Below are 21215 nucleotides of genomic sequence, written 5' to 3'. Positions count from 1 at the left end.
ATTTCATATTTTTTACACAATAACAGATTGGGCTAATTCAGTTGCTTTTTGATATTGGTTAGTCTCAATATAATATAAATAAAGCTGCTTTCCATATTGCTCGATATAAAAATTATTATTAGTTGAATAAAAATATGGTAGTGCTTCATCAACTAAAAATTGATAGTACTTACTGTCATTTTTTTCAGCTTTCAATTTAAATAATTTAATTAAAATAGTATGAACTGGACTTTTTAACATTTTTGCTAAAGCAGCACCGATTTTGAGCTTCTTTATTAGAATGTCTTTTTGTAATAATGCACCTTCCGTACTTGCTTCAAGATAGTTACATAAGCGTCGTAAATAGACAATAGATTGCTGATTCTCTGTTTCATTCATACTTTTCTCAAAGTATTCTTGTGCCTTATCATATTCTTGTCTTTTAAAGTACTTAACGCCAAGATTATTTAACAGGATAGCCTTACGATCACGTGCGCCTAATATTTCACAATTATGTATTAAGTCTGTATACCTTTTAACGGTTTCAATAAAATCCATTTCAACCTCACTACCATATTGAAGTAGCATGACTGTTTCAGCACTAATCGCTAATAAGTAGTTATTCGTTCTTTTAAAATATGCTAATGCCAATTCAGTATATTTATAAGCCAATATTTTGGATTTTCCATAATGATAAGCAATCCCTAAATGGTAGTAGTATTCTTCATTTCTATATTCATCTATATTGATTTTTTTTAATATTTGTATCGCTTTTTGATGATCTTCATTACTTGAACTAGCATTAATCTGAATATAATACATTCCTTGTAAGTGATATAGTAAGTTTTTTTCAAACGCAGATAGCTCAGAAAAATCTTTTTGTACATCATTAATTGTTTGAAATGCTAATTCTAAATTTTGATGATGAAAATAGTATCGAGCTTTTAGTAAAAAATAATGTGCTGCATATTGTGTGTAAGCAATAAAAGGCATTTGATCAAGCTCTGTTTTTAAAGCTTCTATTTGTTGTCCTTTTTTCATAATCAATGCATCATGCCATTGATTAAGTAGATTTTCTATGAGATGAAACGACTGTATTTCTTGATGTATATCAATTCCTAGTCTTTCTGAAAATAAGGTAATAATGTCAGGTGAATATGCAGTTTTTCCTCGTTCAATTTTGCTAACATGCGTCGTTGTACATATCCCTTCCCCAAGCATGGCTTGAGTAAGACCCATTTTTTCTCGATAAAATTTAATGATTTCACCTTCTAACATTATTCGCCCCCCTTAAACATCCTCTATATCTCTTTATCTATCTATGTATTCTTTCTTGAAAATTAATATCCTCTAATACTTTTACGAATTAAGTAGATGTACCTAAGGGAAATAAAATTTGTAAAAAAAAGACAAAGAGTCCCAAAAAAGGACTCTTTCTTTTAGACTATTTTTTGTAATCATTTAGTCATTTAACTTGTCAGACATTATACAAATATATTGAGAATTATAATAATGCTCAAGCATTTATCTTTCACCTATTCTTAGATTTTGTATTTTCTTTACCTGACGTGATAAATAATATTTTTATCCATAAAATAATGTCTAATTAAAAAAATTTTTTTTGTTACTATTAACCATAAAAGAAATTTTTCACAAGAAAGGGTTTTCATATCATTTAAAAAATCTGATTCTTTACTATATAATAAGATTAAAGAGTTTATTTTCTAAAAAAGAACACTATTAAGCTTAAATCATTTTAAATTTTATGTTATCTAATAAACAATTTGAAGGGTGTAAAACGATGGAACAAACCAACAGTTTAGGCAAAATCCGTTCTTACTATGCACGATTAAGTGACAAAGAAAAAAAGATTGCAGATTATATACTCCAAAATCCAAAACATATCATTCACAGTACCATTACTGAAATTGCTGAGATTTTAAACGTCGCTGATGCAACCGTTTTCAGATTTTGCAAACGAATTGGTTTTAAAGGCTATCAAGCTCTAAAAATTGCACTTGCGACGGAGATTATGACACCTATTCAACAAATTCATGAAGAGATCAATGAAAACGACGATGAAATTACAATCGCTAATAAAATATTCAAATCTAATATAAGAACATTAGAAAATACGGCACAAATTTTGGAAGGTTCTTCATTTAAAAAAGCAGTAGAATTAATTCTTTCTGCCAACCGTGTAGAGCTTTATGGAATAGGTGGCTCATCCGTTATTGCTATGGATGCATTCCATAAATTCATTCGAACCGGCATAAAAGCAAATTCATACACAGATTCACATTTCCAATTAATGGCCGCTTCACAGCTTACAAAAGATGACCTAGCAATCGTCATCTCCCATTCAGGTTCAAACAAAGATACAATTCGTATACTACAAGTATTAAAAGACTCAGGTGCCAAAACGATTGGAATTACTGGCTTCCCAAAATCAGCATTAAGTCAAAATGTAGACGTAGCCCTTTATACCTCATCAGAAGAAACAGAATACCGTCCCGAAGCACTTGCATCTAGAATTGCTCAATTAAGTATTATCGATGCTTTATACGTTAATGTTATGATATTAAATGAACACAAAGCCAAAGCCTCATTTGAAAAAGTTCGCACTGCAATTTCTGAAACAAGGTCATGATTCATTAATGGGTTTGGATTAAGAGAATAAATATATAATTAAACAAATAATTAAAAGACCAAATCGCATATGATTTGGTCTTCTTGTTTTGTAATGCATGCATGACCTACATCCTGTGGGCCAAGGAGGCTCAGCGCCAACCTTCATGGTAAGCAACCATCTTGGAGTGGAATTCAAGTATTCCTTTTTATATAAACATTATTAGATGAATAGAACTTTTAAAAAATGATTTTTGTTTTAATTTAGAAATAGAATGGAACGCAAGGATGCTCGACTCCTATGGGAACTGTGGGACAGCTGAGACCTCACAGGCGCGTACGCGCCGAGGAGGCTCAGCGCCCACCCCATGGAAAGCAAGCGTCTTGGAGTAGAATTCAACGCATTCTTTTTTATATAAGCATTTATTATTAGGTGAATAGAACTTTTAAGAAATGATTTTTGTTTTAATTTAGAAATAGAATGGAACGCAAGGATGCTCGACTCCTATGGGAACTGTGGGACAGCTGAGACCCCACAGGCGCGAACGCGCCGAGGAGGCTCAGCGCCCACCCCATGGAAAGCGAGCATCCTGGAGTGGAATTCAACGCATTCCTTTTTATATAAACATTATTAGATGAATAGAACTTTTAAGAAATGATTTTTGTTTTAATTTAGAAATAGAATGGAACGCAAGGATGCTCGACTCCTATGGGAACTGTGGGACAGCTGAGACCCCACAGGCGCGAACGCGCCGAGGAGGCTCAGCGCCCACCCCATGGAAAGCGAGCATCCTGGAGTGGAATTCAACGCATTCTTTTTTTATTGTTTCTATTCTATTCTGTTTATTTAACCATTCCACCAAGGATTTGACTCATAAATTTAACAATCTTCAAATGCACAATTGCCATCTCCTCTGGTGTATGAGGAACATCTCTCTCTAACCATTGTTCAATTACACCAAAAAAGGCTGAAGAAATAAAAGCAGTAGAATATTCATACGGTATCGTCAGCGAATTTTCAGTACCAATTAACTTTACTAACTTCTCATATAACGCTGTTTTTAGGATATTCTTCATTTTCTTTGGAAATGCTGGATCACCTTTCGAACTAATAAGCACTTTGATAAATCGAGCATTTTCTGTTAAATATTCAAATACCTTTATTATTGGCGGATATTTCAAATCATTTGAGTAATGCTCAAAAAGGTCCGACGGATTCATATCCTTCATAGCATCTTTTAAACCAACAAGTATTTCAGTTTGGTTCTTTTCCATTAGATCATACTTATCTTGATAATGAAGGTAAAAAGTCCCTCGATTTAAACCAGCCTTCATTGTAATATCTCTTACTGAAATTGATTCAAATCCTTTTTCTTCAATTAATTCTACGAATGTATCTCTAATTAATTGTTTTGTTTTTGCCACCTTTATTTCACGTAATGTTTGTGTCATTATTTGCATCCTTTTACATTTTTTCATTTCACTAGACATATTGTTAGAAAGTGTTCATTAATGAACATTTTCTATTTTATTGGTTATTGTGATTAATTAAAATTCATTGTAATATTTCTTCATAATAATAGTCAACACGGTGTTTAGTAATTTACCAAAGCAATAAGGAGGCAAATAAATGAATTTACTAAAACAAAAACAAGCGTTACTTGCTCCAATTATAGTATTAGTTGTTGTCGTTATTTTTTCACTTACTTTAGCATCATCCGTTAACCCGACACCAAAAAACCTGCCCATAGCTATTGTAAATGAAGATGAAGGAATAACTGTTCCAACAAAAGGTGAAATCAATCTAGGTAAGATTATGGTTTCAAAAATAAATGAAGTAACAAACTCCCAAAAGGAGAGTGCTGTTAATTGGATTCAAGTGTCTAGTGAAGATAAAGTAAGAAAAGGCTTAGATGATAAAAAGTATTATGCAGCACTGATTCTTCCAAAGGATTTAAGTCAAAAACAAGCTACATTAATGACCCCTAATCCATCTCCTATTGAGATAAAAGTATTGTTAAATCAAGGGATGAATGCCAATGCATCTACAATGGCAGGCCAAATCCTAAACAATGTAGTGAGCCAATTAAGTATGAATATACGTACCGAAGTTTTAAGCGAATTAGAGAAAAATAACACTTTAATTTCAGCAAATCAAGCTAGTGTTTTAGCAATTCCAATATTAAATAAAATCGAAAATGTAAATGAAATTGGTACACATACTGCAAATGGAAATGCACCAGTCATTTTAATTACCCCTTTATGGATGTCTAGCTTAATTGGGGCTGTTATTATCTTTTTAGGTAAAAAGAAAGCAAATATGACAACATCAGTTAATAAATTAAAAGTAATACTTGAACAAATAGCTTTAGCCATTATTTTAGCATTTGTGGCTGGATTCGGGATTACATTAATGGCTGATTGGATTGGCTTTACAATACCTAATTTTATAGATACTGCTCTATATTTAACGATTGCATACTTTAGTTTCCATATATTAATATCTGCAGTTATGTCTTGGGTTGGTTTTGGAGGAGTTGCTCTATTCGCTCTAATTTTCTTCTTTGCAGGATCAATTATTGGAGTGGCACCAGAGCTTTTACCAAAATTTACACATGATTGGATTTACTCATGGGTTCCGATGCGATTTGGCGCTGATGGTTTAAGAGAAATCTTCTATTTTGGAAAGGAATTATCATTCAGTCATTCAATGGTCATATTAGTTTGGATTGCATCTGTTTCTACTATTGTATTACTTGCATCTGCATTCAAACAAAATAAGATTCAGAAGGAACAACAGCTATCATTAAATGAATAAAAATAATTAATAAAACAAATAAGGACCTTACAAAGGTCCTTATTTGAGTTTGTAGACAAGGTACAAAAACTAAGAGATTAAGACTGATTGAAAACACTTGTCTTTCGAGGCGTGAAGCCTGATGAGGAGCGGAGTTACCTTAGACGGTAATGAGCACCGCAGACAGGCGAAACAACGAAGAAAGCGAGCGTTTGGCGGGCAGTCTGTAAGAAATAATTTAAGTTTTAAATAAATTACCATTTAATGCATCTATATATCTGCTGGCAGATCTTCTTACTACATTTTTAGCATCGTATGTTACGACTCCATGAAACGCATTATATATTCTATCAAATGTCATCTCATTAACAGCATTTGAAATTTCTTGAACCTTGATTGCTGGAAGTGGGATTAGGTTTGGATAACTGTACATAAAACTAACCCAATTCGGGTCGGCAACCACTTGTATAATATCTCCCGTTAATAAAATCCCTTTTTGATTATTTCCATTTTTCCATTCTAAAACTGCACCTCCCTTAAAATGACCTCCTAAGCGATGAAGCATAATTCCTTTATGTAATTCATGTGTATCTCCAGACCAAAAAATAATTCGGTCACTAGTCCTTACAACCCACTCTCTGTCATCTTCATGTATATAAATAGGGACATCAAAAGCTTCAGCCCACTCGATTTGGCTTGAATAATAATGCGGATGAGATAGTGCTATTGCATCAACTCCTCCTAACTGATTAATCGCTTCTATCGTGTGTTCATCGAGTAAAGTGATACAATCCCATAAAATATTGAATCCATCCATTTGAATTAGATAGGCTGTTTGACCGATTCCAAATTTAGGACTTGTTTTTATACTATATAATCCATCCTCCTCAAGTATAATGGAATTTTGATAGGTTCCCATTTTCATAGATTCTAATGTGGTCCATGACTGACCATTTGGGTTAACATATTGTCGTTCTTCATTACAGATTAAACAATTATTCGGATGATTAATTGAGCCTTCATATTGAACTCCACAAGTAGTACAAATAAAGTTTTCCATCTCTAGTTTCTACCCTCTTTCATAAAGATCATTATTACAATAAATAAAAAAGACATATAAATATGTCATGACTCGAAAATGCTAACTTCGTATCCATACATTTATATGTCTAATAAAATCTAATTATTTTATATTTACTACTGTCCCTTTCGTCATCTCAAGCAGTTCATTTGGTGTTAGTTGAAATATTGCTTTTGGGTGACCGGCTGCAGCCCAAATTTCTTCGTATTGAAATAAATCTTCGTCTATAAACGTTAAGAGTGTATTCTTATGCCCAATAGGTGACACGCCACCTATAACAAACCCAGTGTATTCGCGAACAAATTCTGCATCAGCTTTACCCAATTTTTGATTCAACAATAATTCGATTTGTTGTTCATTTACTCGGTTTACACCACTTGCAATCACTAATACAGGTTCATTACTCTCCACTAATCGAAAGATAATTGATTTGGCAATTTGAGCTACTTTGCAATTTAATGCATCTGCTGCTTCTTGTGCAGTTCTGGCACTCTGTGGTAATTCAATTACTTGATTGTTATATCCTGATTGTATTATCACGTCTTGTACAATTTGCGCACTTTCCTTTAAAACGCCCATCATCATCACTTCTTTCTACTATAATGTAGTAATAATTCTATATACAGACAGAACATCCTTTATCCACAGTATCATTTCCACCAAATTGAAGTTGGAAATTCTTTTGTACTAATATTCATCAATTCACCTATTTTAGGCGTAGCAATGATTAAGTTATTTTGCTTAGCAGCTTTCAATACTCTTTCAATTGGATCATACCAATCATGAAATGCTAGTGTAAATGCACCCCAATGAATTGGGATCAGCACTTCCCCCTTCACATCAATAAATGCTTGGACTGTTTCCTCAGGTAACATATGGATCGCAGACCATCGTTCATCGTATTGACCACATTCCATTAATGCCACATCAAACGGACCATATTTTTCACCAATTTCCTTAAAATGTGACGCATAGCCACTATCACCACTAAAAAAGATTTTATGCTGATTGCTTATAATTATCCAAGAACACCATAAAGAAGCATTCCGATCTGTTAGACTTCTCCCTGAAAAATGTCTTGCAGGTGTACAAGCAATTGTTAAGCCTTCAAATGAAAATTCATCCCACCAATTGTGTTCTGATATTTTATCTGTTTCAACACCCCACCTTTCAAGGTGACCCCTTACACCTAGTGGAACAATGAAATGGTTTACTTTATGTTTTATTTTTTGGATTGTTCCATAATCCAAATGATCATAATGGTCATGTGACAAAATTACTGCATCAATAACTGGTAAATCAGCTATCTCAAACGGTAAACCTCCACTATATCGTTTTCCTCCAAACTGAGGGAATGGTGATGGGACATTACCAAACATTGGATCAACTAAAATATTCTTTTTATCGATTTCGATATGTACAGCCGAATGTCCAAACCAAGTTATTTTTGCTTCATCTTGATCTGACAAAATGAACTTCTTCATATTTGTCATTGGAATTGGAACACTTGGTTTTCTGTTTGGATTACTCTTTACAAAATCTCTTAACATTGTATAAGTAGTTCTTAAGTCCGTACTCATACTAGTTGGTATTTGATTTTGAAATTTTCCATTTTGATAGTTCTCTAACTGTTGAAAGGTTTGCTGTTTCTCTTTTGAGTATGTCTTACCAAAATGCGGATAGTTATTCATAAACAGATAGGCAATCATAATGACCACCAATAAAATGATAATAAAAAGCATTTTCTAAATTACCCTCCAAGTAAAGTCCGTTAAACGAACGTGTTAATTTTTTCAAAATTAAAAATCACTGCGTTTTTTCTTAACACTAACATATAGTTTCACTGTTAAACAAATATAACGAATAAACCTATACTTAGTCTTTTGGCAAAAAAAAAACACCTTTTACATTGAATATGAAAGTGTTTTTTGATGCATGAAAAAACAGACTTCATTGAGGTTATTTGAAAAATTGCCATTGATATAATTATATTTCTGATTTTCTCTACCACATTAACTCTAAAATACTTTTTGATTTTTTCAAACGATATTTAGATACTTTACGTTTAAGTAACTATCGCGATTCACATGCTTCTTTTATTGTATTCATCATTTCAATAATCTCAGGTGAACTTTTATGTTTTACTTGATAAGCAAGGAATAGTTCGTTCGGTATTTTATAATTTGTTAAAATCATTTTTGCTTTCTGGTCATTCATTGCACACTCAATTAAATAAGTTGGAATCAGCGTAATTCCTAAGCCCATTTCAACGCTATTCAATAAAGCATGTAAATTTGGGATGATATGAACCGGTCTGATTTGAGGTCGCTTATTGAAAAATTCTCTCCAAAACCTTCTAATAATCGGTAAGTCTAAACCATAGCTTAACCAGTTTTGTTTATTTAACCAATTTTCCATTTCAACCTTATTCTGAAAATCAGGAATTAATAATTCATTTGGAGCAACCAAAACAAACTCCTCTTCAAATAGACTAGTATACTCTATTCCTAATTGTTGATATTTTTTTGATGTAACAATAAGATCTACTTTATCCTCTTTTAATGCCTCGATTAATTCAGAAGCTAAACCAAAGTGAGCAATAAAACGGAAATTTTCATTATTTAATATAGGTTGAATTCGTTCCTGAAAAAACTCAATTGCCGATCCAAATCGAATGACAGGACAAGTAGGTGAAGTGTTCAATTTAAGCTCCAGTGTTTTATTTTCTAAGGCTTCGATTAAAGGCACAATTTCTGAATAAAACTCTTTCCCTCTTTCAGTCGGAATCATTTTACGCGAGATTCGATTAAATAAGGGTTGCCCGACTTCTGCTTCTAAAGCTGATAAATGCTGGCTCATCGCTGGCTGTGTCATCATTCTTTCCTTGGCAGCTTCAGAAACAGAATTATGTTTGTAAATACTAATAAAGCTGCGGTACCATTCAAAATCAACCATTTTATTTCCTTTCTTAACGAATAGTTTTTACCATTATCTAAATAGACTACTTGAAATGTTTTACAGTAGCTCCTTAATAGAATAGATTCTTCCATTCTTTAATTCGGTTTGGAATAATAGATTTAATAATGCATTACTAACTACTTCAGGTGAGCGTAATTCATTATTCTTTTTGTAATCTAAAAACTTATTTATTTCTGCAAAAGCATCCTGCTTCGATCCACGAATAACATATTGCATATATGTATCCATAACACCAGGATTAAATCCAATCATTTTATTTTTTGAATCCATATTACTTTCTAGCTCTAATCCTGCAACTTTTGTATACATATTTATTGCAGCCTTTGTACTGTTGTATACACTCCAACCGTGAATAGGATGCTCTGCCGCACCAGAAGTGACATTTACAATTATTATTTCTATTTCATAATCTATTAATTCTTTTAAGAGCAAATTATTGATAAGCATCGGAGTTAAGTAATTTAGCTGAACCGCTTTTTCAATTATTGCTGCCTCTAAGTAACCTACTCTCTCAATTGGATCTACCATTCCCGCGTTATTAATGACATAAACTTTTTTAGGCTGCTTTGTAATAATTTTCTGTACAATCCCTTTAAATTTCACCTCAATTTCTTTTATATCACATAGGTCAATTTGAATATGAGAATAAACATTATTTTGCGTCTTTTTAAAGTTATTCATATTCGAATTCATGCTACGAGACAAACCAATTACCTCGAAACTAGATTGTAAGAACGCCTTTGAAATTTCATATCCTAAGCCTTTTGATGCACCAGTGACAATCGCTAAATCCATTTTAGTACCCTCCAATATTTTACTTATTTAAGTAAATATAAAAGGTTGATATCTTTTAGAAGATATCAACCTTTTATTCTATTATGCAAGTTTTTCAATTACTGCATGAACAACTGCTAAAGTAGATTGTGGATTTTGACCTGTAATAAGATTGCCATCTACTTCTACATGAGAATTCCAATTAGTAGCTGTTACAAAATGTGCACCAAGCTCACGTAGCTTACTTTCTAATAAAAATGGCATCATTTGATCCATACCAGCTTCTTTTTCCTCAGCATCAGTAAACGCATTAACCTGTTTTCCAGCAACTAATGGCTGACCGTTTGATAAAGTTACGCCAACCAGCCCCGCTGGTCCATGACAAACTGCTGCTACAATTTTATTCGCTTCATATAAATCACGAATTACAGTTTGAAGTTTTAAGTTATTTGGTAGGTCATACATCGTACCATGCCCACCTGGTAAGAAAACTGCATCATATTCACTAAAATGAATGTCTTCTATCTTATTTGTATTCTGCAAAATCTCTTTCATTTCAATCATCTCTTGTGGTGTGCTACCATCAATACTATTTGGATCAATAGGAGCCATTCCACCAAGTGGACTAGCAACCGTTACATCGTAGCCTTGCTTATTAAATTCAACATAAGCTTCTGCAAACTCCGATAACCAAATCCCTGTTTCTTTTTCATTATTTATCTTTGAATGGCTAGTCACAACCATTAACACTTTTTTTGACATATAAGTTTCCTCCTAAATGTTTTTGTCTTACAAACTGAATTTTAAAACAAGTATATCGATAAAACAAATTACAAAATAATGATTTATCTATAAATATATTTATAGATAAACCATTATTTTAAATAGCGCTAGATAGTAATGTAGAAATCATCTAGCTCTTAAAAATCAATTAAAAAACAAAACATAACTATTTAAGCAATCAGATTCAAATTCAAGAATTGATTCTGATTGCTTAGGTTTGTAACTGAATGAATAGTACATGATATTTGCAACTAACGCATAAGTTGGTGAATGTTCGATGTTATGTCGATCTTTTTTATGATAAGAATGGCAGTCTAGGTATATAAGTTATTGTATAATATTGGAAACAGACAATTTTGTAACTCTACTTATTCAACTTACACATGCGTTCTTCATAGTGAACGAAATACTCTTTTTGCTTAGCGTAGTTTGTACGATCTGAGTGCTAGTATTCGCGCCAAACTTTCGTAATGTATCAAGTGTCCCATTTGAAAATTAATATTCTATTCATCTATTATTTTTATCAAACTATGAACACTGTAATTCTTTAAATCTCATTTGGGTTACATGCAATGAATCTATGGTGATCACGATCAATAAAAAATAAAGAGGTGCAGTATGAAACCGATTCAAAAGAAGAAGATTTTTACGAATAGCGGTATGATAGAATTCGCTCAATTAGGCGAAGGAGTTCCTACAGTTGTCCTCATTAATGGAGGAAGTGGTCCAATTGAAGGGTGGTACAAAGTATTTCACGAGTTAGCAGAAGAGACTACTGTGTTAGCATATAATCGATTAGGTGTAGGTAAAAGCGATCTGCCTAAAAGTCCCCAACATGGGATTTCTATTGTAAACACACTCAGACAACTACTTAAGGAAATAAACGTTAGCCCTCCTTATATATTAGTTGGGCACTCTTTAGGTGGATTATATGCCAACTTGTTTGCTAGACAATATCCAGAAGAAATTGCAGGCGTTGTTTTGTTGGATGCTAGTCATCCAGAAGATGTAAGTATTAATGAAACGCAAGGTGCACTCATCCGCGGTATAAATAAATTTTTAAAAGCTTTTGACTCTTTTTCATCCCACAAAAAATGGAATGAAGTAAATTTTGTAGTAGAAACAGCTAAACAAATACAGCAGGCAGGTTCTTTTCCTGATGTACCGTTACTTGTATTATCTGGAGATAAAATGCCAAAGATGATGCCTGAACATGCTTTTCAAATCAGGAGAGCTAATCAAATGAATCTTGTACAACTAAGTAATCAAGGTAAACACATCTTAGCTACTAAAAGTGGGCATTTTCCTCAGCTATCCGAACCAGAATTAGTAATAAGCGCAATTCAAGAATGTATTCAAATGGCGAAAAATAATTAAAGAGAGGCAGGTTGCCTCTCTTCTTTATAGTTAATTATGAAATTAATTGATTTCTCGTAATAAATTAGCCATTTCAATTGCAGATATACCAGCATCCCAACCTTTATTTCCTGATTTTGTACCTGCTCTTTCGATTGCTTGTTCAATATTTTCGGTTGTTAGAACACCGAAAATGACCGGTATGCCAGTTTGTAGTGAAATTGAAGCAACTCCTTTTGCTACTTCATTACATACGTAATCATAATGAGTTGTTGCTCCGCGAATTACCGTACCAAGCGTAATGATCGCATGATATTTGTTTGTATCTGCCAGTTTTTTAGAGATTAGTGGTATTTCAAATGCACCTGGCACCCATACTACATCAATATCTGATTCTTCTACTCCATGGCGTAGTAATGCATCTTGGGCACCACCAAGTAATTTTGATGTAATGAATTCATTAAAACGTCCAACAACAACTGCAATTTTCAATCCAGATCCAATTAAATTTCCTTCAATTTTCATATTAATCTCTCCTATTAGTAATTTAGTAAATGACCCATTTTTTCAAGTTTAGTTTGTAAATATTGTTCGTTATCTGCTTTCATTTCAGTTTGCAGAGGAACCCGCTCATTAATTGAAATCCCGTAAGCTTTTAACTCTTCAATTTTTAGTGGATTATTTGTTAATAAATTGACTTTCATAATCCCTAAGTCCTTCAAAATTTGAGCAGTAATTTCATAATTTCTTAAGTCTGCTTCAAAGCCAAGATGAAGATTTGCTTCAACAGTATCAAGACCTTCCTCTTGAAGTTTATAGGCCTTTAATTTATTAAGTAGCCCGATACCTCTTCCTTCTTGTCGCATATAAACAATTACGCCTCTTCCTTCTTCTTCAATCATATTTAATGCAGAATGTAATTGAGGTCCACAGTCACAACGGCATGATCCAAACACATCACCTGTCAAACATTCCGAGTGAACTCTTACAAGGACTGGCTTACCATCATCAATGTTTCCTTTCACAATGGCCGCATGTTCTTTATCATCGACTGTATTGGAATAACCAATCATTTTAAAATCACCATAATCAGTCGGTAATTTAATTTCGACCTCTCTCTTAACTAGCCTTTCATTCTGCTGTCGATAATCAATTAAGTCCTTAATCGTAATCATTTTTAACTGAAACTTCTTAGCAATATCGATTAATTCTGGTACTCTTGCCATTGTTCCATCATCATTCATAATTTCACAAATGACTCCAACTTCCTTAGATCCCGACAGTCGTGCTAAATCTACCGCAGCCTCTGTATGGCCAGGTCGCTCAATGACTCCACCACTTTTTGCAATTAAAGGAAACATATGCCCTGGTCTACGAAAATCTTTTGCACTACCTTCTTCTTTTAACAATTGTAAAACGGTATTAGATCGTTCAAATGCAGAAATACCAGTTGTTGAAGTGTGATGATCAATACTTACTGTAAAAGCTGTCCCATGTGTATCAGTATTTTCTGTTACCATTGGATTTAACTCAAACTGATTTGCAATTTCCTCCGATATTGGGACACAAATTAATCCACGTCCATACGTCGCCATAAAATTAATATTCTCTGGTGTCGCATACTCACCAATGACAACAAAATCACCTTCATTTTCACGATCTTCATCATCACAAACAATGACAATTCTGCCTTTTTTTAAATCTTCAATTGCTTCTTGTATTTTAGAGAACATATCATTACTCCTTTATAAATAGCCATTTTGTGATAAAAATGAGGTTGTTATGTTTGAGTCTTTTTTTACTTCATGTAATCCAAGCATTTTCTCGACATACTTACCTAATAAGTCGAATTCAACATTAACGGTATCACCTACGTTTTTACTGCCCAATATTGTATTAGAACGAGTATGAGGAATCAGTGATATGGTAATCACTTCATTTTCAACTTTAAATATTGTTAAGCTCGTACCATCAATGGTGATACTCCCTTTTGGTAAACAATATTTTGAATAGCGCATTGGAATGTTTATTTTATAAGTAACTGCATTTTCAAGAGGTTTAATCGCAAGAATTTCACCGGTTACGTCAATATGTCCTGAAACAATATGTCCACCAAACCTTCCATTTGCAGCCATTGCTCGTTCTAAATTCACTTTATGATGATTTGATAACATTTTTAGATTAGTAGATTGATAGGTTTCTGGCATAACATCTACTGTAAATTCGTCTTTCGTAAAATTAGTTACTGTCAGACAGACTCCGTTGATCGAAATACTATCCCCTAAATGAACATCTTCTAGAATTTTTTTTGCTTGTATTGTTAGGACTAGTGTTTGTCCCTTATTGACCGTATTTTTGACTGTTCCAATTTCCTCTACAATTCCAGTAAACAAGTTAATTCACCTCGTTTTGAAGATGCATTCGAATATCAGTTCCAATTGTTTCAACCGATAATAATGTTAAATTGGGAACATCCTTCATCATTACATTACCTAAACCATTTAATAGATTACCATTATGGATCCCACCGATTAGTTTAGGTGCATAATATAATATTAGTTCGTCAAATAAGTTTTCTTCTATGAATGAGGTATGAATCTTACTACCACCCTCTACATAAACCGAATGGTAGCCCATTTCTCCTAAAAGAGAAATGACTTCTCGTACCTTAACTTTTGATTCACTTGTTTTTATCATTTCAATTCCTTTTTCTTGATAAGGAATCAGTTCTTTTTCGGTTATTTGATTACCAACAAAAATAATTGTTTTTGCTTCAATCGTATTTGCTATTTTCGAATCAATTGGCGTTCTTAAACTCGAATCTAAAATGACTCGAACAGGTTGTCTAGTTTCTTCTTCCAATCGTACTGTTAAAGATGGATTATCATGAAGAACAGTTCCAACGCCTACTAAAATACAATCATGTATTCGACGTTCCTCATGCACTTTTTCTCTAGCTTTTGCACCAGTAATCCATTTACTGTCTCCTGAGTATGTGGAAAGTTTTCCATCTAAGCTAAGCGCTGCTTTTAAAGTAATAAGCGGTCTTTTTTTGTTTATAAATGTAAAGAAGCCTTTATATAAATCCTTTGCTTCCTCATGACAAACTCCGACCTCAACCTCTATACCAGCTTCTTTCAACTTTGAAAATCCTTTTCCACTAACTTTTGGATTGTCATCTTGCACTGCTATGACGACTCTTTTAACCTTTTTCTCAATTAATAAATCGGCACATGGTGGCGTTCTACCATGATGACTGCATGGCTCTAATGTTACATACACGGTTGAGCCAATCGATTTTGTTCCAGCCATATGTAAAGCATGAACCTCAGCATGTGGTTCACCTGCTTTTACATGACACCCTACTCCAACAACAGAACCGTCTTTTACAACTACAGCTCCTACTGGTGGATTAGGACTTGTTTGCCCAATTGTTGAGCTTGCAAGTTCAATAGCTAATTTCATAAATAGTTGATCCAACTTATCACACCCTCTAATTCAAATTAATTTGAAAAAGTGAAAAAGCCCCTTAAGAATGTACTTAAGGGGCTTTAGATGTTTAAGAAAGGAAGCATACTTAAATAAACGCCGAAACAATTCATAAATTCACATGATTGTTACGCATTTATTGTTGTGCAATTGATTAAACGACACAACAAACTAAGCCTATATCAAACGAAAATTTGAAAAAATCAAACTCGTATTGATATATGCACTCCATCCTTCTCCCATCCAGACTATACTGTCGGCTCTAGATTCTAACTAGATCAGCAAACATATAAAAAAACATATGCAGCTCACGGGCTTAGTATAAAAATAATTTTATACAACACCGCCGGTTGGGACTCTCACCCGACCCCGAAGGACACACTAATTATCAAATTTGTTTCATTATAACTAGCAAATTATTCAAAGTAAAGTATTATAGATTTCTAGTTTTATAAAAGAAATAGCAAAATATTAGTAAATTCCTATATTTTTCTAGTAAAATTCTGAGATAAAAAAAAAGAAAAAAATCACCTAAAATTGGTGATCTTTTCTATGCATTACTTATCATTTTTTTGTCAATTCAACACACTTATTTTTTTATAGCATAGATATTTCCTCTTACAAGTCATTTCCAACCTGACAAATCATTTTTTGCTCCCTGATTGACTCCTTTTTTTGCAGCCAACCAAAATAGACTGCTACTACTACAATTGCTAATAAAATATAAATTGATGAAAATAATAATATACTAAAAAAACAAATCGCTAGAATAGCTGACCCTATTTTTAGCCATATTGAATCAAAAATACGCATACATGCTAAGACGCCAAGTAAAGCGTTACATAAGAAGAAAGCATTCGCAATTGCTACTAGCTGCTGAATGGAAATAATGTTCAAAAAGAATAATGTAAACACAATAATATGAATACAAAACAAGCTAAGTAAGCCACGGGTAGCAACGTTATTTTTATTTTTGTACGATAACCATGATGGCAACAATCCGTTTTTAGCTTGATCCGAAATCAATCTAGATACTGCTCCTATAACAAGTAAGACAGTGCTAATACATAGTGCGATTGTTATAGTTGAAATGATTGGAGTCGCCCAATTGCCAAATAAGCTTTCAAGTAATGGCGCCAACGATTGATTTGTTGCACTTTTTGAATCCGAGTGAATCCATTGGAAAGCGAGTGCAACCGATAGACTGACAACTGCAATAATAGAAAAGCTTAAAGCAACTGCTTTTGGAATGGTCCGTTCAGGTGTTTTTACTTCTAACGAATAACTACCAATGACTTCCCACCCAATTAGTGCCCAAAATAACAGAAGTAAGCTTTGACCAAAATCAGAAACAGTAATCGGATTCGATAATGTGATATTTCCATCTACTGTAAATAATGTGTGCAAGCTTCCCACTAATAAAGTTACAACAATAAACGTGGACATGATAAATGCAAATTTACCAACATCGGTAATATTTCTTGTTAAGATTAAATAAACAAAACATAAAAGTCCGAGTGCTAACCATTTTTCATGAAACAGTGATTGTGAAGTAAGTAGCTGTAAATAATGTCCTGCAGTTCCTAACACAGCTACTGGTCCGAAACAAACTGCAAGTAAAAAGAAAATGGCTGATAAATTCTTTATTTGGGTCCCAAATGCTCTTTCAACTGCTAAAGGAACGCCTGAATCTCCAGGGATCAACAAGCTTAGTTTTCCAAACATGTGAGCAAATAGCATACTCAAACCTAACATAATCATCCAAGCAAAAATTGCGTAATTTCCAGCTGTATCAAAAACTGCTGGAGGTAATATAATGATACCCGAACCTAGAATAGGCCCTACCATTAAGCCACTGAGCAATAAAAATCCAATTTTACGATTTTTCATACATCACCTCAAAAGTTATTGAATCTAATACTAATCTCGTATAATTTAAGTATATGAAACATCAATAAATCGGTAAAATGAATAGTTACGATATAAACCATCGGATTTTCCGATAATTGGAGGTTATTATGGAAATTCGCCATTTGATTACTTTTAAATCAATTGTAGATATGGGTGGATTCTCAAAGGCTGCAGTTCATTTAGGATATGCACAATCAACTGTTACAGCACATGTTCAAGCATTAGAACAAGAACTAGGAGTACCATTATTTAATCGAATCGGTAAAAAGGTACAATTAACAGAAGTTGGTGAGCATTTCTTATCTCATGCGATCGAAATGATTCAATTATATTCAAAAGCGAAAGATGTCTTTCAAATGGAAAAAGAAGAAACTGCCACCTTAAGAATTGGTGCACCTGAGTCATTAACGATTTATCGACTTCCATTTATTATCCAGGCTTTTCGAAAAAAATACCCAAAAGTAAACATTATAATGAAGTCAGGTTCATGCTGGGACTTGCAAGAATCATTAAAACGAGGCGATCTTGATATCGCATTTTTCTTACAAGCTAGTGTTTCTGATCCAGATTTAACGATGGAGACACTTGTTGAAGAACCACTTGTCATTTTATTACCACCTCACTCTGACTCAACAAGAACACTTTCATCATTTTCGTTAAATGAAAATGAAAATATTCTATTAACAGAACAAGGAAGCTATCGTGATTATTTTGAAGCATTTTTGTTAAGTAAAGGAATCCAAACAAAGACTGGAATTGAGTTTTGGAGTGTCGAGGCAATTAAACAATGCGTTATGTGTGGATTAGGAATTTCTATGCTACCACTTGTTACAGCGAATCAAGAAATTGAACAAGGGAAAATGAGATCTATTAAATGGGATACCAGTCTTGGGAGTGTTTTTACGATTATGTCATGGCATAAAAACAGATGGCAGTCTCATGCAGCTAGAAAATTTTTGGAAATTGTAAGGGAGCATGCTCGAGGGTGGAATTCATAGTTAAAGCACGACTCATCCAAGTCAAAACCTAATTGTGGCTTTGATTCGGGATTTATCGTGCTTTTTCATTTCAATTTTAACTTAAACAGTCTGACGTTCAATTAATTTAACTGACATTTCTGTTTGCGATTGTTCATTAAGTAGAGCCTGATGTAATAACTTTTGACCCATTTCTTTTATCGGCATTTCAACAGTTGTTAGTTTCATGTATTTTGCAATTGGTTGATTATCAAAACTAATGATTGCAAGATCCTCTGGTATAACGATGCCTTTCTCATTACAACAAGTTAAAATCCCTGCTGCTACTTGATCACTAGTAACTAGTAAAGCTGTAGGTCTATTTTTTGATTCAATTAAAGTATTAACGATTCGTTCTCCATCTTCAAAATAGCTACATTTTTTTATAATTTGTTCATCATGATAAGGTAAGTTGTATTTATGAAGGAAATCCTTATATGCTAAATTTCTTTGAAGGCTATTTGTACCACTACTGCGTCCGATGCAATAACCAATTTTTCTATGACCCTTTTTGTATATGTATTCTAAAGCAATCGTAAAGCTCTTATAGTGGTCTACAAAAGTCGAAGATATCCGAGTATTCCTCGTATCCTCACATAAGATTACCGGCCCATATTCTAAATATGCTTCAACGACTTCTAATGAGCAGATTCTTGAACAAATAATGAGAGAATCTATTTGTTTGTGCTTCAACATTTCAAGTGCTTCCAACTCTCGCTCTTTTTGATAATCTGTTTGAAACAATACAAGCTTATAATTTTTCTTAATTGCTTCTATGGAAATTCCTTCTATTAACAATCCAAAATACGGATGATTTGAATACGGTACAACTACCCCGATTAAATGAGTTTTCCCTTTACTCAAATTAACAGCATTTAAATTTCTTTGATACTTCGTTATTTCAATTGCTCGTAATACAGCATTTCTTTTTTCATCACTAACATACCGTTCATTGTTTAATACCCTTGAAACAGTCGTAACTGAAACGCCAGCAATCTTTGCAATATCTTTAATATTAGACATAACTTCACCTTTTCAAAATTTTTCTTGCTATGAAACCAGTTCCATACTTTACGCTAATTTTAATGAAAAAGGAGGAACAAATATGAATATTTTATTTGGTATATTTAGTTTGATTTTTATGTGCAGTACCATCTTACTTTTTGCTTCTATCGCTATCATACAACAAGAAAAGCAAATGTTTAAAAAGAAAGATTGGAAATGATCATCTTTGCTGAATACTATTTATTGCATTCGCAAATAATATGATGGGTTCTAATAAAAGGAGGTCATTATTATGGATACAGAAAGAGCACTTGAAATAATAGCTTCACCTAATATGATTAATGTAACTTGTGATGGAGTTCCAATTTATATTCAGCATGTAAACAAAAATGAATCAACCGCAAGAGTTTATCCCCTAGATGAGCCTCATAATGACAAAGAAGTTTCATTAAGTAATTTAACTGAACACTAAATCACTACCTAAAACCTCCACTAATGAATGGAGGTTTTTATTTTTGCTTCTTATAAAAATCTTGTATTAGCTCGATGAACACTTGCATTGATTTCGTTTGCAATTGAACTGGTTCAGTTAAAATCGAGAAATTCCTTTTGATTGGTGTACCTTCTACGTTTAACATAAAAATGGTATTGAGTAATTTTTCTTTTTTCACTGTTAAATCGGATAAATAACTGATTCCAAGACCAGCTTCTACGGCTTCTTTAATTAACTGAGTACTACCAAACTCAACTAATGTGGTTGGACTAATGTTCAATGTTTCAAATAAACGATCTGTAGCCTCTCTTGTTCCAGATCCTTCTTCACGAACAATCCAAGTTTCACGTTCTAATTGTTCAATTGTTACCTCTTTATTTTTTGATAAAGAATGATTAACTCCAGCCATTATATACAACTCATCAGTAGCAACTGTTTCCATAAATACATTCTGATGAACGTACTCGCCCTCCACTATTCCAACATCTATATGATGAGTTAAGACAGCTTGAGCGATTTCTCTTGTATTACCAATTTGGACAGATGGGATCACATTTGGAAATTTTAGCTTTAAATTTGCTAATATATGAGGAAGTACATATTCTCCAAATGTATAACTAGCCCCTATTTTTAATAATCCATTTGCTTCATGCATTAAATCATCTACTAATGTCGACATTCGTTTATACAGACCTGTAATTTCTTTCGCATGTGAGTAAACTATTTCTCCCGCTTTCGTTAACTCAACAAATTTGTTTGTTCTATTTAATAACTTTGTTCCTAAATTTTTTTCGAGTATTTGTATTTGTTGACTAACTGATGGCTGAGTCATATGAAGCTCTTCTGCTGCACGCGAAAAGTTCTTTTTCTCAACAACTTCTATAAAAACTAAAAGTAAATGGTCCATCTGTTCACCTCTTAGTA

At 33.2% G+C, this 21215-nt stretch carries 20 protein-coding genes and 1 riboswitch; of the genes, 5 read left to right on the top strand and 15 right to left on the bottom strand.

What is annotated here, in order from left to right; all coding sequences use genetic code 11:
* Positions 1 to 12: 12 nt before the first annotated feature.
* Positions 13 to 1257 (bottom strand): helix-turn-helix domain-containing protein, encoded by a 1245-nt coding sequence (locus tag CAB05_RS09815; RefSeq protein WP_087999667.1) that lies wholly within the window; start codon positions 1255 to 1257, stop codon positions 13 to 15.
* Between the two features lie 523 nt (positions 1258 to 1780).
* On the opposite strand from CAB05_RS09815, the gene CAB05_RS09810 reads away from it, so the two are divergent.
* Entirely contained in the window at positions 1781 to 2629 is an 849-nt protein-coding gene (locus CAB05_RS09810; RefSeq protein WP_087999666.1) for a MurR/RpiR family transcriptional regulator, read from the top strand.
* A gap of 821 nt (positions 2630 to 3450) precedes the next feature.
* Here CAB05_RS09810 and CAB05_RS09805 read toward each other — a convergent pair.
* Positions 3451 to 4059 carry a TetR/AcrR family transcriptional regulator gene (locus CAB05_RS09805; protein ID WP_158093234.1) on the bottom strand — a complete coding sequence of 203 codons (609 nt, stop codon included), beginning with the start codon at positions 4057 to 4059 and terminating at the stop codon, positions 3451 to 3453.
* A gap of 178 nt (positions 4060 to 4237) precedes the next feature.
* Between CAB05_RS09805 and CAB05_RS09800 the strand changes: the two genes are divergently transcribed.
* Entirely contained in the window at positions 4238 to 5425 is a 1188-nt protein-coding gene (locus CAB05_RS09800; protein ID WP_087999664.1) for a YhgE/Pip domain-containing protein, read from the top strand.
* 217 nt (positions 5426 to 5642) lie between these two features.
* Here CAB05_RS09800 and CAB05_RS09795 read toward each other — a convergent pair whose 3' ends face one another.
* The 6 genes from CAB05_RS09795 to CAB05_RS09770 all read right to left on the bottom strand — a co-directional run bounded on the left by CAB05_RS09795 (position 5643) and on the right by CAB05_RS09770 (position 11000).
* On the bottom strand, positions 5643 to 6464 hold the full coding sequence (locus tag CAB05_RS09795) for an MBL fold metallo-hydrolase (protein ID WP_087999663.1): 822 nt from the start codon (positions 6462 to 6464) through the stop codon (positions 5643 to 5645).
* Positions 6465 to 6587: 123 nt separating this feature from the next.
* On the bottom strand, positions 6588 to 7064 hold the full coding sequence (locus tag CAB05_RS09790) for a YbaK/EbsC family protein (protein WP_213087729.1): 477 nt from the start codon (positions 7062 to 7064) through the stop codon (positions 6588 to 6590).
* Between the two features lie 71 nt (positions 7065 to 7135).
* A complete protein-coding gene (locus tag CAB05_RS09785; RefSeq protein WP_087999661.1) occupies positions 7136 to 8227 on the bottom strand; it encodes an MBL fold metallo-hydrolase in 1092 nt (363 codons plus the stop codon).
* A 331-nt stretch (positions 8228 to 8558) separates the two neighbouring features.
* Positions 8559 to 9440 carry a LysR family transcriptional regulator gene (locus tag CAB05_RS09780; RefSeq protein ID WP_087999660.1) on the bottom strand — a complete coding sequence of 294 codons (882 nt, stop codon included), beginning with the start codon at positions 9438 to 9440 and terminating at the stop codon, positions 8559 to 8561.
* 60 nt (positions 9441 to 9500) lie between these two features.
* Complete coding sequence (locus CAB05_RS09775) at positions 9501 to 10259, bottom strand: SDR family NAD(P)-dependent oxidoreductase (protein WP_087999659.1); 759 nt, start codon at positions 10257 to 10259, stop codon at positions 9501 to 9503.
* Positions 10260 to 10340: 81 nt separating this feature from the next.
* Complete coding sequence (locus CAB05_RS09770; RefSeq protein WP_087999658.1) at positions 10341 to 11000, bottom strand: type 1 glutamine amidotransferase domain-containing protein; 660 nt, start codon at positions 10998 to 11000, stop codon at positions 10341 to 10343.
* Between the two features lie 639 nt (positions 11001 to 11639).
* Here CAB05_RS09770 and CAB05_RS09765 point away from each other — a divergent pair.
* On the top strand, positions 11640 to 12398 hold the full coding sequence (locus tag CAB05_RS09765; protein ID WP_087999657.1) for an alpha/beta fold hydrolase: 759 nt from the start codon (positions 11640 to 11642) through the stop codon (positions 12396 to 12398).
* A gap of 42 nt (positions 12399 to 12440) precedes the next feature.
* On the opposite strand, the gene ribH is transcribed toward CAB05_RS09765, so the two are convergent.
* The 5 genes from ribH to CAB05_RS09740 all read right to left on the bottom strand — a co-directional run bounded on the left by ribH (position 12441) and on the right by CAB05_RS09740 (position 17756).
* Positions 12441 to 12902 (bottom strand): 6,7-dimethyl-8-ribityllumazine synthase, encoded by a 462-nt coding sequence (gene ribH, locus CAB05_RS09760; RefSeq protein ID WP_087999656.1) that lies wholly within the window; start codon positions 12900 to 12902, stop codon positions 12441 to 12443.
* Between the two features lie 14 nt (positions 12903 to 12916).
* Entirely contained in the window at positions 12917 to 14110 is a 1194-nt protein-coding gene (locus CAB05_RS09755) for a bifunctional 3,4-dihydroxy-2-butanone-4-phosphate synthase/GTP cyclohydrolase II (RefSeq protein ID WP_087999655.1), read from the bottom strand.
* Positions 14111 to 14122: 12 nt separating this feature from the next.
* The gene (gene ribE / locus CAB05_RS09750) at positions 14123 to 14770 is read right to left on the bottom strand and encodes a riboflavin synthase (protein ID WP_087999654.1); all 648 of its coding nucleotides are present in this window, start codon (positions 14768 to 14770) and stop codon (positions 14123 to 14125) included.
* A gap of 1 nt (position 14771) precedes the next feature.
* A complete protein-coding gene (gene ribD / locus CAB05_RS09745; protein WP_235821421.1) occupies positions 14772 to 15857 on the bottom strand; it encodes a bifunctional diaminohydroxyphosphoribosylaminopyrimidine deaminase/5-amino-6-(5-phosphoribosylamino)uracil reductase RibD in 1086 nt (361 codons plus the stop codon).
* 236 nt (positions 15858 to 16093) lie between these two features.
* A riboswitch (FMN riboswitch) is annotated at positions 16094 to 16247 on the bottom strand.
* A 237-nt stretch (positions 16248 to 16484) separates the two neighbouring features.
* Positions 16485 to 17756: an APC family permease gene (locus tag CAB05_RS09740; protein ID WP_087999653.1), complete on the bottom strand. Its 1272-nt coding sequence runs from the start codon at positions 17754 to 17756 to the stop codon at positions 16485 to 16487.
* Between the two features lie 128 nt (positions 17757 to 17884).
* On the opposite strand from CAB05_RS09740, the gene CAB05_RS09735 reads away from it, so the two are divergent.
* Positions 17885 to 18775, top strand: a complete 891-nt coding sequence (locus tag CAB05_RS09735) for a LysR family transcriptional regulator (protein ID WP_087999652.1) — start codon at positions 17885 to 17887, stop codon at positions 18773 to 18775.
* Between the two features lie 81 nt (positions 18776 to 18856).
* Here CAB05_RS09735 and CAB05_RS09730 read toward each other — a convergent pair whose 3' ends face one another.
* Entirely contained in the window at positions 18857 to 19816 is a 960-nt protein-coding gene (locus tag CAB05_RS09730) for a LacI family DNA-binding transcriptional regulator (protein ID WP_087999651.1), read from the bottom strand.
* A 274-nt stretch (positions 19817 to 20090) separates the two neighbouring features.
* Between CAB05_RS09730 and CAB05_RS09725 the strand changes: the two genes are divergently transcribed.
* On the top strand, positions 20091 to 20270 hold the full coding sequence (locus CAB05_RS09725; RefSeq protein WP_087999650.1) for an H-type small acid-soluble spore protein: 180 nt from the start codon (positions 20091 to 20093) through the stop codon (positions 20268 to 20270).
* Positions 20271 to 20307: 37 nt separating this feature from the next.
* Here the strand turns inward: CAB05_RS09725 and CAB05_RS09720 are convergent, their stop codons facing one another.
* Positions 20308 to 21198: a LysR family transcriptional regulator gene (locus CAB05_RS09720; protein ID WP_087999649.1), complete on the bottom strand. Its 891-nt coding sequence runs from the start codon at positions 21196 to 21198 to the stop codon at positions 20308 to 20310.
* Positions 21199 to 21215 lie beyond the last annotated feature (17 nt).

The sequence above is a fragment of the Gottfriedia solisilvae genome, assembly GCF_002128405.1.
GTDB classification, from domain to species: Bacteria; Bacillota; Bacilli; order Bacillales; family Bacillaceae_G; genus Gottfriedia; species Gottfriedia solisilvae.
The sequence above is the reverse complement of the archived record's forward strand: the minus strand, read 5'-3'. Positions and strand labels throughout refer to the sequence as shown.

What these genes read in the sequence shown, in the direction of transcription:
- CAB05_RS09815 (WP_087999667.1), bottom strand. Translation starts at nt 1,257, where the DNA reads ATGTTAGAAGGTGAAATCATTAAATTTTATCGAGAAAAAATGGGTCTT.
- CAB05_RS09810 (WP_087999666.1), top strand. Translation starts at nt 1,781, where the DNA reads ATGGAACAAACCAACAGTTTAGGCAAAATCCGTTCTTACTATGCACGA.
- CAB05_RS09805 (WP_158093234.1), bottom strand. Translation starts at nt 4,059, where the DNA reads ATGACACAAACATTACGTGAAATAAAGGTGGCAAAAACAAAACAATTA.
- CAB05_RS09800 (WP_087999664.1), top strand. Translation starts at nt 4,238, where the DNA reads ATGAATTTACTAAAACAAAAACAAGCGTTACTTGCTCCAATTATAGTA.
- CAB05_RS09795 (WP_087999663.1), bottom strand. Translation starts at nt 6,464, where the DNA reads ATGGAAAACTTTATTTGTACTACTTGTGGAGTTCAATATGAAGGCTCA.
- CAB05_RS09790 (WP_213087729.1), bottom strand. Translation starts at nt 7,064, where the DNA reads ATGGGCGTTTTAAAGGAAAGTGCGCAAATTGTACAAGACGTGATAATA.
- CAB05_RS09785 (WP_087999661.1), bottom strand. Translation starts at nt 8,227, where the DNA reads ATGCTTTTTATTATCATTTTATTGGTGGTCATTATGATTGCCTATCTG.
- CAB05_RS09780 (WP_087999660.1), bottom strand. Translation starts at nt 9,440, where the DNA reads ATGGTTGATTTTGAATGGTACCGCAGCTTTATTAGTATTTACAAACAT.
- CAB05_RS09775 (WP_087999659.1), bottom strand. Translation starts at nt 10,259, where the DNA reads ATGGATTTAGCGATTGTCACTGGTGCATCAAAAGGCTTAGGATATGAA.
- CAB05_RS09770 (WP_087999658.1), bottom strand. Translation starts at nt 11,000, where the DNA reads ATGTCAAAAAAAGTGTTAATGGTTGTGACTAGCCATTCAAAGATAAAT.
- CAB05_RS09765 (WP_087999657.1), top strand. Translation starts at nt 11,640, where the DNA reads ATGAAACCGATTCAAAAGAAGAAGATTTTTACGAATAGCGGTATGATA.
- ribH (WP_087999656.1), bottom strand. Translation starts at nt 12,902, where the DNA reads ATGAAAATTGAAGGAAATTTAATTGGATCTGGATTGAAAATTGCAGTT.
- CAB05_RS09755 (WP_087999655.1), bottom strand. Translation starts at nt 14,110, where the DNA reads ATGTTCTCTAAAATACAAGAAGCAATTGAAGATTTAAAAAAAGGCAGA.
- CAB05_RS09740 (WP_087999653.1), bottom strand. Translation starts at nt 17,756, where the DNA reads ATGAAAAATCGTAAAATTGGATTTTTATTGCTCAGTGGCTTAATGGTA.
- CAB05_RS09735 (WP_087999652.1), top strand. Translation starts at nt 17,885, where the DNA reads ATGGAAATTCGCCATTTGATTACTTTTAAATCAATTGTAGATATGGGT.
- CAB05_RS09730 (WP_087999651.1), bottom strand. Translation starts at nt 19,816, where the DNA reads ATGTCTAATATTAAAGATATTGCAAAGATTGCTGGCGTTTCAGTTACG.
- CAB05_RS09725 (WP_087999650.1), top strand. Translation starts at nt 20,091, where the DNA reads ATGGATACAGAAAGAGCACTTGAAATAATAGCTTCACCTAATATGATT.
- CAB05_RS09720 (WP_087999649.1), bottom strand. Translation starts at nt 21,198, where the DNA reads ATGGACCATTTACTTTTAGTTTTTATAGAAGTTGTTGAGAAAAAGAAC.